This window comes from Sphingopyxis sp. L1A2A (assembly GCF_005502465.1).
In the GTDB taxonomy this organism is placed as follows: Bacteria; Pseudomonadota; Alphaproteobacteria; order Sphingomonadales; family Sphingomonadaceae; genus Sphingopyxis.
Genome location: NZ_SCOT01000009.1, coordinates 29,799 through 42,423, shown reverse-complemented (window position 1 = coordinate 42,423; position 12,625 = coordinate 29,799). Strand labels below are relative to the sequence as shown.

The window sequence follows — 12,625 nt, the reverse complement described above, 5'->3', positions numbered from 1 at the left end:
CAAAACCGTAGCCCTGAGCCTGTCGAAGGGCGCCTATCCGAGAAGCGCCCTTCGACAGGCTCAGGGCTACGGTCCTTCAAGCGGGTTGACGCCTCACCCAGCCGCAAGGCATGGGCGGCAACATGACCGACGCCCCTGCCCCAACCCCGCTCAAGCTGTTCAACAGCCTGACGCGCCAGCTGGAAGAGTTCCAGCCCGTCCACCCCGGTGAGGCGCGCGTCTATAGCTGCGGACCGACGGTCTATAACTATCCGCACATCGGCAATATGCGCGCCTATGTCTTTGCCGACACGCTGGGCCGTACGCTGTCGTTCAAGGGTTATCAGCTCACCCACGTCATCAACATCACCGACGTCGGCCATCTGACCGACGACGCCGATGCGGGCGAGGACAAGATGGAAAAGATGGCCGCGGAGAAAGCGCAGTCGATCTGGGACATCGCGCGCCATTATACCGAGGCCTATTGGGCGGATGTAAAGGCGCTCAACATCCGCCAGCCGGCGCACTGGTCGATCGCCACCGATTACGTGCCGCAGATGATCGAGTTTGCGAAGGCGATTGCCGACAAGCATTGCTACGAACTCGACGGCGGCCTCTATTTCGACACCTCGACCGTCGCCCACTACGGCGCCCTCGCACGCGCGAAAACCGAGGATGGCGAAGGTCGCATCGGCGAAGTCGAAGGCAAGCGCCACGCCGCCGACTTCGCGATCTGGCGCAAGACGCCTGCGGGCGAGACACGCCAGATGGAATGGGACTCGCCCTGGGGCCGCGGCGCGCCGGGCTGGCACCTCGAATGCTCGGTGATGTCCGAAGCCCTGCTCGGCTTTCCGTTCGACATCCACACCGGCGGCATCGACCACCGCGAGATCCACCACCCGAACGAAATCGCGCAGAACCAGGCGCACAGCTGCAGCGACGCCAGCGGCGCGCGCGTCTGGATGCACAATAATTTCCTGATCGAACGCAGCGGCAAGATGTCGAAATCAAGCGGCGAATTCCTGCGCGTGCAGTTGCTGATCGACAAAGGCTACCACCCCCTCGCCTACCGCCTAATGTGCCTGCAGGCGCATTATCGCAGCGAGCTGGAGTTTTCGTGGGAGGGCTTGGGCGCGGCATTCACGCGTCTAAAGCGATTAAATTTGGCCGTGAAAAATGCGCAAATACAAATGCACGTTCAGGCGCCGAACGGCGGGCCAATATCCGATGAGCAAGTGGTGATTGGCCCTGAAGTCCAACAGTTCCTTGCACGCTTCGATGCCTCCGTCAGTAACGATCTAAACACTGCAACTGCGCTCGTTACTCTCGAAGAGCTTCTCAGCAATAAGAAGCTCGACCCTCGTCAGGTTGTTCGCGCTGCCCACAAGATGGACGAGGTTCTTGGGCTGGAGCTCTTCTGGGGTTCGGCTCAGCGTGTTCTCCGCATCCGCCCCAAATCCGCCACCATCACCGAAGCCGAAATCGAAGCCGCCCTTACCCGTCGCAAGGAAGCGCGCGCGGCCAAGGACTTCGCAACCTCCGACCAGCTCCGCGACGAGCTCATCGCCGCGGGCGTCGAGGTGATGGATGGCGACCCGCTCGGCTGGGACTGGCGGCTGGAGGCATAGAATATCCTCCCCATCGACTTGCGATGGGGAGGTGGCAGCCCGCAGGGCTGACGGAGGGGCAACGACGATGCGGCCAGACAAACCGGCGAAATCCGTTCACCGCGCAAAACGCTTCCGCCGCGACCTCAGCCTTCCCGAAGCGATGCTCTGGCGAATTCTGCGCACGTCGCCAGATGGGCATAAGTTCCGCAAACAACACCCAGCTGGCCCGTATGTCCTCGATTTCTTCTGCGCGCGCGCCAATCTCGCGATCGAGATCGACGGTATCTCGCACGACATGGGCGACCGCCCCACTCGCGATGAACGTCGCGATCACTTCCTGCGCGAACATCGCGTCGACACGCTTCGCATTCCGGCAAGAGATGTGCTGGACAGCGTGGAAACCGTAGCCCAATCTATCGTGGAAATCATCGAGAGCCGCTTGGCGGCGTTCGGAAAAGCCCCTCCGTCATCGCTTCGCGATGCCACCTCCCCATCGCAAGTCGATAGGGAGGATCAAGAAGGAATCTGAATGACCAAAACCGTTACCGTCCTGTCGGGCCTCATCCGGCCGCTTGTCGAAAACCGCCTGCCCGACTGGGTCGAACCGCGCTTTTTCCAGTCGAAGGACGACGCGCTCGCACTCGCGCCGTCGGCCGAGATCGGCTGGTTCGACATGTACGACAAGAAGGATATGGCCGCGGTCATCACCGCCGCGACGAAGCTGAAATGGCTGAACTCGATCTACGCCGGGGTCGACGGCATGCCGCTCGACCTGCTCGGGCAGCGCGGCACCGTCGTCACCAACGGCGCCGGGATCAACGCGATCACCATCGCCGAATATGTCGTGATGGGGATGCTCACCGTCGCCAAGGGCTATCGCGACGTCGTCCGCGCGCAGGAACGCCGCGAATGGCTGATGGATTCGCCGGGCAAGGTCGAGCTGTTCGGATCGAAGGCGCTGCTGCTCGGCTATGGCGCGATTGGCAAGCTGATCGAGGAACGGCTGAAGGCGTTCGCGGTCGACGTTACCGTGGTGCGCCGTTCGCCGGGTGAGAACACGCTAACCCCCGATCAGTGGCGCGCGCGGCTTGGCGATTTCGACTGGGTGATCCTGGCGGTCCCCGCAACCGCCGAGACCGATGGCATGATCGGCGCCGCTGAGCTCGCGGCGATGAAGCCGACCGCGACGCTGATCAATATCGCGCGCGGCAGCGTCGTCGATCAGGACGCGCTGGTCGCGGCGCTAAACGAAAAGCAGATCGCGGCGGCGTTCCTCGACGTCACCACCCCCGAACCGCTGCCCGCCGATGACCCGCTGTGGAGCCTCGACAATGCCCACATCACCATGCACCTGTCGGGCCGCGCGCAGGACAAGATGTTCGTGCGGTCGGCGCAGCGGTTCCTGGAAAATCTGGCGCGCTGGAAGCAGGGCGAGGCGGTCGAGCCGCGGGTCGATTTGACGCTGGGGTATTAGCCCGGCCGCTCGGCCTTCAACTCGCGCACCAGCGGCTGCAGATGCGCGTCATATTTCGCCAGCATCGTATGCGCCCCGGCAAAATCGTAAAAGCTCACCAGTTCGCGGCCGTTCCAGCGGTGGAGCGCATAGGCCGGGTCTTCGGCGACGATCATCGGCCGGTCGTCGGGGCGGTCCGCATCGATCGGGCGCAGGTCGAGCGAGACTTGCGGCGCGGTCGATGAACAGATCGCGACGGTGCGCCCCTCCCACGCCACGGTGACGCTGCGGTGAAGGTGGCCGCAGATCAACCCGCGCACTTGGGGGTGACGGCTCATCACATCGGTGAAGGTCGTGACCCACGGCTCGTCGGGATGGGTGTTCATCCATTCGATGCCGCTTTCGACCGGCGGATGGTGCATCACGATATAGGTCGGCTTGGCGGCGTCCTTCGCCAGTTCGGCGTCGAGCCACGCCGCCCGCGCCTCGCAAAACGCCCCGCCGTGGCGCCCTTCCTCCAGTGTGTCGATCGTCACCAGCCGCATTTCGGGCAGTTCGATCGTGTATTGGACAAAGCCGTTGCCATCGTCGAAGCCCGGAAACTGGGCGTGGAAATTATCGCGCAAATCATGATTGCCGACGCTGGGCCACACCGGGAACGGGCAGCGCGAAAAGGCGTTGGCCAGACGGCGATAGCTGTCCTCGTCGCCGCGATCGGTGATGTCGCCGGTGGCGAGCAACAGGTCAGGGCGGTTAGGCCCCTCGATCAGCAGGTCCAGCACCTCGTCGAGGCGCTTGCGGTTATACTCGGCCGGATTGTCCGGATCGAACCCCAAATGGATATCGGTGATCTGCGCGACCAGCACATCCGTCCCCTGCTCCGGCCCGTTATCGGCCCCGGTTCTAAACCTATCCGCCCCGCCTTGCCCCGTGCAAGGCAGATGTGCGCCACGTCACATTGTAAAGACCCCGTGTCCCGATGCCTGTGATCCCACTCACACCATAGGTAGCACGCAGGGGTTTATTTGTGATTGCCGCGGCATTGCCCTTCCGCTGACGGTTCGGAACCCACGGCTGGCCGCCGTCCGAATGATATTCGTGGCACATCGCGCAGGGCGATTCGGTTGCGGTTTCGACCTTGACGATCCGCGCCCCGCCCTCACCGACATGACAATCGCGGCATTGGCGCAGACCGGGGACGAGCAGGTCGCTCGATGCTTTCGACGCGGGCGCGGCGGTGTGGCAGTCGGCGCAGTCGGTCTCGCGGTGGGCGTCATGGTCGAACCAGCCCTTTTGCAGGTAGCGCGGCGTCTGGCTGACCGCCGCGACCCGCCAGCTGTTGCCCGCCTGCGGCGCAAAGATCGTGTGGCAGTCGTAACAGGCGCCGCCTTTTGAAAAGACCGCGCGCACCGCATCCTCGGCGCGGCCCGGCCGCACCGCGACCTCGCGGAAATAGATGTTGTACACCTGCCCCTCGGCATAGGCGCCGGGCCGCCGCCGCTGCATCCCGCCCAGCTGGAGCGGACGCGCGGGCGGGGTCGCGCGGTAATAGGCGGTAAGGTCGGCGACGACCTGATCGGGTTCGCCGTGGCGCAGCGTCCGCGTCGTGCCGCCGACGGTCTCGAACGCCAGGCTGTGACACATCGCGCAATCGCGCTCCATCTCGACCGGCTTGACGCGCACCCCGTCGGCCTCGACCCGGTGGCAGTTTTCGCACGCCAGCTTTTGCCCGAAATCATAACGCCCGCGAAAACTCGCCGCCATCCGCGCGACCCCGCCCGTCGCCTGCAAATGCATGTCGTGCGGGAATTTCAGCCCGTTGTAATCGACGGTCCCCTTGCCCGGCGCCGCACGCGCCAGCTTCGCGCCCGGTACGGCGCGGACCAGCGGGCGGAATTCGGGGTGGCCGGTGCCGAAGTCGGCGGCATCGGCCAGCGTCGTCGGATGCCCCGCGGCCTTGAGCCTGCCCTGCATCCCGTCGTGGCAATCGGCGCAGAATTTTTGCGGCGTCGCGGGCATCGGCCCGGCGCCTTCATGCTCGGTATGGCAATCGACACAGCGCCCCTGCGGCCGGTTGAACGCCTCGCCGACATTCGCCAGCAATTTGTCGAACCCGCCGTCGCGCGCGCGCGCGGCGAGCAGCATCGCGGTCGGCGCCCCGGCGTGCGCGGCGCTCATCGCCTCATGCTCGCCGGTGTGACAGCTGACGCAGGCCTTGTCGGTCACCGCCACGAACGGCTCGACGTGGCACGACTGGCAATCGTCCTTCAGGCTGGCGTGCGCGCTCGACAGCGGTCCCGAAGACCAGCTGCTGTCGGCGTGGAAGCCATCGGGGCGCTCGTCGACCTGCCTGTAACTATACCAGGCCCAGATCGGCCCGATCAGGAACGCCGCCAGCATCAACAGTCCGAACGCCCAGGCCCCCACGCGTTTGCCGAGCATGACACCTTGCAGCGAGAACGCCTTCGCCTCGTCGACATCCTTCGACGATTGTGACAGCTCGTCGATCCGCTCGACGAGCAGGATGATATTCTCCCCCTCGCGCGCGATCGTCAGCCGGTGGCCGCCGAAACGCAGCTCGCCGCCCGCGGCGCTGTCGATGTCAGCGACGGCCTCGCTGCGGCCGTTCAGGTCGAAACCCAGTCCCTCACTCGCGGTGACGCGGACGTGGCGGCCATCGGTGCTGCCGATCGTCGCATGCTGCGGGTTCACCGCCAGATCGGCGATGTGGATGATGTTGCTGCCCTCGCGGCCCAGCGTGATCATGTCGCCCGGCAGCGGCTGATCGCGGATGATCTGCTTGCCCGTCTTGGTCGTCGAAATGCGGCGCAGGATGAAGCTCATCGTCCCCGCCTCACCAGTAAAAGAACACGCTGATGATGTGCGCCGACAGCGCCGCGATCAACGCAAAGGTCAGCGGCACATGCACATAAAGCCAGATTTCAAGCAGCGCGCGCAGCCGCAGATGCGCGCGCAGTCGCGCCAGTGCCGCGACCTTCTGCTTCAGCAGTCCGACCACCTTCTCGCGCGCCGCCGCATCGCTGCTGAGCGACGCCGCCAGCGTGCGCAGCGCCGCCGCGGTCGCGCAATTGGGATAGCGTCCGCCCAGGCGCGCCACGATGCCGCCCGCGAACGGGTCTTCATCGAGCGCCGCCAATACCGGCGCGGTATCGGCGGGGGTCAGCGGCTGCGCGGCGCTATGCAGCTGGCGGTCAAAGGCGCGGATCGCCTCGAGCATCTGCATCTGCGTCATTTCGTCGCGGTTGTTCGACAGCGCCGCGGGCAGCGTCGCATAGACGATCACGCCGTACAGCCCCGACAGGATGACCAGCAGCATCAGCGCCCACGCCAGCGTATGGACATTCCAGCCCAGCTGGAACCCGGTGTGCCAGGTGCCAATGACGATCAGGCTGAGCCCCAGATAGACATGCGCCGACGTCCACGCCTTCAGCGACCAGGCGGTGCTCGTCATCTTGCGCTTGCGATAGCCGAGCGCGGTGAGCCACAGGATCAGCGCGGCGCCGATCGTGCCGAGCGTATAGCCGTACCAGCTGCCGCCATTGTGCCGTGGCGTCACGTCGACCATGGCATAGCTGACGATAATCAGCAGGCACAGCCCGCCCGAAATCTTCGCCCAGCGAAAGCCTGCGTAGCGCAGGAACCCCTCATGCTTGCGCTCGCGGACGCGCTCGGTCTGGGTGGCCTTTGTGCGACCCCGTTTAAACAGGCTCGCCATCAACCGGCGTCCTCTTCGAGCCGCGCGATCGACAGAAACTCCTCGGGCGACACGCGGATCGCGGCGCCGGTCGGGCACGCCCGCACGCATGCCGGGCCGCCCGAAATGCCTTTGCACATGTCGCATTTGACCGCGATCTTCTTGGGCTTCTCGTCACCCAATTGCTTCTTGGTCCATTTTGGCGACGGCTCGCCTGGACCGGGACCAAAACCGGTGAGCAGCCAGCGCAGCAGGCTGGGCTTCTCGGGCGGTGCCGCCTCCATGCGGATCACGCCATAGGGGCAGTTACGCATGCAGTTGCCGCACCCGATGCAGCCCGGCTCCATGAACACCTCGCCGTCGGGACCGCGGTGGATCACGTTGGGTGGGCAATCGGCCATGCAATGCGGATGCTCGCAGTGGCGGCAGCTCGTCGGCACATGCAGATGGGCAAAGGTCTTGCCCGCCTCGCGGTCGAGCCGCGACAGCCCTTCGTGGCTGTCGGCGCACGCCTTTTCGCAATTGTCGCAGCCGACGCAGAGATTCTCGTCGATCAGCAGCGCGTCGGTCGCCTCGCCTAGCCCCTCCTTCATGATGAAGGTCGCGGTGTCCGAATACAGGTCGACCGCGCTCGAATAGCTCGCCTTGCGCGATTCGATGAAGTCGTTCATCGCCGCGCGTTCGGCGACCGCCGCCTCGGTCGCGGCGCGCACCTGCGGCCGTTTGGCGAGCATGTCCTTGAACTGCTCGCCCTTCAGCCGGATCACTTCGCTGGCGACCGCGGCCTTGACGGTGGCGTTGCGCGGCGCGCCGCTCAGCACCGCCATTTCGCCGAAAAAGCTGCCCGCGGGCAGGTAGCGCAGGAAGATCGGTTTGCCGCCGATGTCCTTCTCGACCACCATCGAGCCCGACCTGATCACATAAACATCGTCGCCCGCATCGCCCTCGGCGAGCACGACTTTCCCCGCCGGAAACCGTTCGATCGCCGGATCCTCGACGATCGGCTGCAGATCCTCGACCGTCAGCCCGCCCTTGAAAATCTGGAGCAATTGCCGTTCGAGCGAGATGCGGTTGATCACCCGCTTGGCGCCCGGCACTGCCGCCATCAGCTTCAGCGCCGCGGTGCGCGACACTTCGACAAAGATCGCATCCTCACCCGCCCGGATCGTCGCGCCGCGCTTGCGGCCCGAAATCAATCCGACCTCGCCAAAGATCGATCCCTGCTCGATCGGCACGGTCACATCGGGACCGACCTCGACCACCGCATGGCCGTCGGCGATCGCGAACAGCGATGACCCCGGCTCGCCCTTCTCGAACACGACATCGCCCTTGCCGTAAAAGGCGACCTTCGAATCGAGCATGAACTCGCGCATCTGCAGCGGCGACACGTCGGCAAAGATGCGGATGCGGGTGCGCAGATAGTCCAGCCATTCGCTAACCGATTTCTGCTGCGGCAACCCCGCAAAGATCGCCGCCAGATCCTTTTCGTCGGCGGGAGTCAGCGCCTGGTTGCCGTTGATGAACTCGACGACGTCATAGCCCTGGTTCATGCAATGCTTGATCAGCGGATAGCCCGCAAGCGCGCCGATGACATAGAGGCCCGGCACCGTCGTCTCGAACGTCGGCGACAGCTTCGGAAAGGCTTCGCGGTCGGGTCCGGTAAACTCGATCCCCATTGATTCGACGAAGCCGCGCGGCGCCACCGACCCCAGCCGCGCGACGATCACGTCGCATTCGATCTTTTCCTCGCCGGTCGGGGTTTCCAGCGTTAGCCACCCGGCCTCAACCAGCTTCGGCTGGGTTTCGGTGCGGATCGACATAAAGCCATTCTCGCCCGCCTCGGTCATATCAGCGACATTCTTCGCCTTGGCGCGCGCAAAATCCTTCGATCGGTTGAGGATGGTGACGGTATTTTCCAGGGCTTCCTCGGCGACACCCAGCGCATTTTCGATCCCCGCGTCGCCCGATCCGACGACGGTGATATGCTTGTCCTTGAAATCCTCGGGATCGTCGACCTGATAGATGATGTGCGGCAGGTCAGCGCCTTCGCAGCGCATCCGGTTCGGATTGCCCTGGGTGCCGATCGCCAGCACGATATTTTCGGCGTGAAAGATATCACCCTTCGCGGTCCGAATCGCGAACGCGCCTTTTTCGCCGGTCACTTCGGCAACCTCGGCATGATAGGCCACCTGCACCTTGTTGTTCGCGGCATCCTCGTCCCAATTGCCAAGGATATATTCGCGCGCACCCTCGGCAAATCGGCAGTCGGAGCGCAGGTCGAGCCGCTCGGGCGTCGCGAGGACGCGCTTGCCCTTTTGATATTTGAAAATCGTGTCCGACAGATGGTCGGTCTTTTCGAGCAATATGTGGCTGAGGCCCAGTTGCGCGGCGCGCGATGCGGCGCTCAGCCCCGCCGGCCCCGACCCGATGATCGCGACCTTGACCGGCTCGCTCATGGGCGCACAAACCCGCGGCGACAACCGCTCACCCAGTCGCTGGCCGTGATGCTGACGAACGCGCGCACGGGCATCCTTTCCCCCTCTCGCCAGCCCCCCGGCGAACTCATAACGGATGCGACCCGGACTAATGTCCTGGACGCAAAGCTATGCCCTTGAAAGCGGGGAAAGGTCAACCGGTAGCCGCGGACAATCGTTGCGCGGCGGGTCCATCGGCAGGGCCACTGGTGCGGCGGGCCTTGGCGCCCGTTTTCAATTACGGCGCATCACAATCAGCGGGTGATCGTCATCCGGCGTCATCGACGGTCTGCAGGCGCGGCGTCACCGCATCATATTTCGCAACCACCCGGCACGGCTTCTCTGCGCCCTGGCAGGCGCGATAGAGGCGCTGCTCCAGCATTCGGTCGCCGCTGGCGCTGATCCAGCGGCTTTCGCCCTTGGCGTTGACATAGTGGGCGAGCATGCCGTTTGCTGCGAACGAACTGATGACACACGGCATTTTCGTATCGGCACGGCAGCGGTCGAGAACCTCTTTGCGGACCGCGTCGGCCCCCTGCTTGCCGCTGATCAGCCAGCTTTTCGACTTGAACGCCGGCGGCGCGTTTTCCGGCCGCGCGACCACGACCCAGTGGTGACGTCTCACAGTGTAGTTCGGAAAGATATCTTTCGAATAGTCGGCATCCGGGTCGGCACTATAGTGGATGAAGGTGCCGGGAAAATGGAACGACTGATAACAGCCAAAGGAGTTGGCGTTGCAAAGCCGCAAGGCGACATTCTTGGCTTGCTGGCGGTCAGCAAGGTCGCCTTTAATTTGGGGGACACCCTTTACCCAGGGAATGCCCATCGCATCATAGACAACAACGATCGTGGCCCAGCTGTCTCCCGTCCCTCCGAGCGTACACCCTCCGCCCATGGCGGCGTTGCAAGCGCTTAGCACATGCTGCTCGGCCGGCTTTTGCTTCCAATGCGCGCGGGTGATCCAGACCGCCGACGTGTCGACATGCGTGGCAATGGCCATGAAGGCGGTGAACGATGGTGGCGGCGGCGGTGCGCGCGGGGATTCCGGCTCGTCATATTGGTCCGAGCTCCACCCCCCATAGGACTCCGCCGCCTGTCGGCCGTAATCGACCATATTCTGGTGATGCTGCTGGTTCATCTGGCAAATATTGGCCAGATCGGAACAGGCCAGCGCGGGGCTCGACATGCTGCCAAGCGCAGCAAAAAGGCCGATGCCAAGAGCGCGCCGCGCAGTACCAAATCGATTCCAACGTGCAACAATTCCGTCGTGCAGAACATGGGAAACAGCCATATCCAGCCTCCGCTTCATCGGGACGGCCGAAAGATCAGCCGCGTCGGGGTGAACAAATATACTGGTCATGCAACTAGCCCTTGGCGCCCGCACTCATGCATTTTTCCAGTTCCTTGCGGGCGGTCAGGCCGTCATGCCATTCGAACCTCGCGCTGCCATAGCCCTCCTGTTCGATGGTGAAGACCGCCTCATCTTCCATCCCGGTCAGCAGATCGCCGATCGTCGGAACCGCAAAAGCGAAGGAGCCCAGAGCAAAGCCGGGCATTTTCTGGTTGAACACCTGGACGGTCTGCGGCGACCCGTCGCCCTGATCCAATGTGACCCTGACCTTCTTCATCGTCCCCGGCGTCGGAATGCCGTCTTTCCAGAAGATCAGCATGGCACCTTTGTAATCGCCGCCCGGCCCGGAAATCAAAATGACCCAATTGCCCTTCATGTAAAAAGCGCCGCAATATTCCCCCGGCTTTGCGCCGGCTTGTGTGGGCAGCATCTCCCACCCGCCCTTGTCGAACCGCTCGACCGCGGCCGCAAATTTGGGGTCTTTCATCCTCTCCTCGTATTTCTTGCCTTTCGTCCTCATGAGCTCGGCAAGGCTGCCGACTTCCGAAAGGCGCGAAGCGACGGGATCGAAATAGGGCGACGCCGGCTCGCCATCGACGCCGGTCGATTTCGGCGGCGGCCCCGCCATATCCTCCATCGCCTGCTGCTGGGCACAGATGTTGGGCAAGTCGGTGCACGCCTGCGCGGGCGCAGTAAGCTGGAGTGCCAAAACGGTCGCCACGCCAAGCAGCGCAGGTCGAAAACAATATTTCATGGTCACTCCGAAATCATCCCAACCGCGATCCATTTATCTTCCGTTGCCGAGCCGCGAGCGAAACTTCGCCAGCCATAGCTCTAATGGCCTCCGGATCGCGGGTCATCGGTTCACATGACCCGGGTCAATAGCGCCGGGCACAGCAAAATGTTGTGAAAAGCCAGTGCGATATGGCGTCCGGTTGCAGTCCATGCGACCGACCGTAGCCGCCCGTGAGGCAGCCACTGTGACCAAAATCACAACCAGTACATCGCCGCGCCGGGCGGCAACGGGTCAGGCGAGTTCGAAGATCGCCGCCAGACCGGTCGACGCGGCCGGTTCGAACCGCGACCAGCCATCGGGGCCGAGCCGCTCGATCGGGCGGAAGCGTGCCTTATACGCCATGCGCGCCGACCCTTCGATCCAGTAACCCAGATAGACATAGGCCAGCCCGGCGCGCGCCGCGCGCTGGACATGGTCGGCGATGATATAGGTGCCCAGCCCCTCGCGCAACGGATGCGCGGCGTCGAAGAAGCTGTAGATCATCGACAATCCGTCGCCCTGCCGGTCGGTCAGGCAACAGCCGATCAGGCGGCCCTTGCTGCCGTCCGTCGTCGGTTCGCGATATTCGATCATGTAGGAATCAACCGGGGTCTGTTCGACCATGTCGGCGAAATCCTGCTCGTCCATGTCGGCCATGCCGCCATTGGGGTGGCGCGACCCCAGATAGGATCGCAGCAGCGCATATTGTTCTTCGGTCGCCCACGGCTTGCACGCGGTGGCCACCAGGTCGCCATTGCGGCGCATGTTGCGCTTTTGGGAGCTGCTCGGGGTAAATTCGCTCGCGCAGACGCGCACCGACACGCAAGCCGCACAATCGGCGCAGCTGGGGCGATAGGCCACCGACTGGCTGCGCCGAAATCCGATGCGGCCGAGCGCGTCGTTCAGCTCGTTCGCCGTATTGCCGCTAAGCTCGGTGAATACCTTGCGCTCGGTCTTGCCCGCCAGATACGGGCAAGGCGCCGGGCTGGTGACGAAAAAGCGCGGAAAACGAAACGGTGCAGACACGCGGCTTGGACCTCCAGCTATGCGATGCGGAGCCCCCCGACGCGGGTCCGACGCGCACCACCCACCAACTATGCCGCGCGGCGTCAATGGTGCAAAGTCTGTTTACCATTTTTAGTCGTCCCGATCTGAATCAGGCCGAAAATTTTCTGAATCGCGGGGTAACTATTGTCCCGGACTGAATCACAATCCGACTGCAATCTCCCAATCGTCATCCCGGCGAAAGCCGGGATGACGGAAGAACG

General features: G+C 63.8%; 10 protein-coding genes. 3 read left to right on the top strand and 7 right to left on the bottom strand.

Translation table 11 applies throughout. From position 1 onward, the window contains the following. Window positions 1-122 precede the first annotated feature (122 nt). The 3 genes from cysS (at window position 123) to FFS68_RS07955 (ending at window position 3,063) form a co-directional block, all read left to right on the top strand. Window positions 123-1,607 (top strand): cysteine--tRNA ligase, encoded by a 1,485-nt coding sequence (gene cysS / locus FFS68_RS07965; protein WP_137752656.1) that lies wholly within the window; start codon window positions 123-125, stop codon window positions 1,605-1,607. A gap of 67 nt (window positions 1,608-1,674) precedes the next feature. After that, window positions 1,675-2,118 (top strand): DUF559 domain-containing protein, encoded by a 444-nt coding sequence (locus tag FFS68_RS07960; RefSeq protein WP_137752655.1) that lies wholly within the window; start codon window positions 1,675-1,677, stop codon window positions 2,116-2,118. Then, on the top strand, window positions 2,119-3,063 hold the full coding sequence (locus FFS68_RS07955; protein WP_137752654.1) for a D-2-hydroxyacid dehydrogenase: 945 nt from the start codon (window positions 2,119-2,121) through the stop codon (window positions 3,061-3,063). On the opposite strand, the gene FFS68_RS07950 is transcribed toward FFS68_RS07955, so the two are convergent. The 7 genes from FFS68_RS07950 to FFS68_RS07920 all read right to left on the bottom strand — a co-directional run bounded on the left by FFS68_RS07950 (window position 3,060) and on the right by FFS68_RS07920 (window position 12,383). Continuing rightward, entirely contained in the window at window positions 3,060-3,908 is an 849-nt protein-coding gene (locus FFS68_RS07950; RefSeq protein WP_137752653.1) for a metallophosphoesterase, read from the bottom strand. The genes FFS68_RS07955 and FFS68_RS07950 overlap by 4 nt on opposite strands. A 43-nt stretch (window positions 3,909-3,951) precedes the next feature. After that, window positions 3,952-5,886, bottom strand: coding sequence for a cytochrome c3 family protein (locus tag FFS68_RS07945; RefSeq protein ID WP_137752652.1), 1,935 nt, complete (start codon window positions 5,884-5,886; stop codon window positions 3,952-3,954). Between the two features lie 10 nt (window positions 5,887-5,896). Continuing rightward, window positions 5,897-6,778, bottom strand: coding sequence for a hypothetical protein (locus FFS68_RS07940; protein ID WP_249340074.1), 882 nt, complete (start codon window positions 6,776-6,778; stop codon window positions 5,897-5,899). Then, the gene (locus tag FFS68_RS07935; RefSeq protein ID WP_137752651.1) at window positions 6,778-9,213 is read right to left on the bottom strand and encodes a cyclic nucleotide-binding domain-containing protein; all 2,436 of its coding nucleotides are present in this window, start codon (window positions 9,211-9,213) and stop codon (window positions 6,778-6,780) included. Before FFS68_RS07935 ends, FFS68_RS07940 begins: the two co-directional genes overlap by 1 nt. Before the next feature lie 286 nt (window positions 9,214-9,499). Further along, on the bottom strand, window positions 9,500-10,591 hold the full coding sequence (locus tag FFS68_RS07930) for a hypothetical protein (RefSeq protein ID WP_137752650.1): 1,092 nt from the start codon (window positions 10,589-10,591) through the stop codon (window positions 9,500-9,502). Window positions 10,592-10,595: 4 nt separating this feature from the next. Continuing rightward, window positions 10,596-11,303, bottom strand: coding sequence for a hypothetical protein (locus tag FFS68_RS07925; protein WP_137752649.1), 708 nt, complete (start codon window positions 11,301-11,303; stop codon window positions 10,596-10,598). Between the two features lie 306 nt (window positions 11,304-11,609). Beyond that, window positions 11,610-12,383 (bottom strand): arginyltransferase, encoded by a 774-nt coding sequence (locus FFS68_RS07920; protein WP_137752648.1) that lies wholly within the window; start codon window positions 12,381-12,383, stop codon window positions 11,610-11,612. Between the last annotated feature and the right edge of the window lie 242 nt (window positions 12,384-12,625).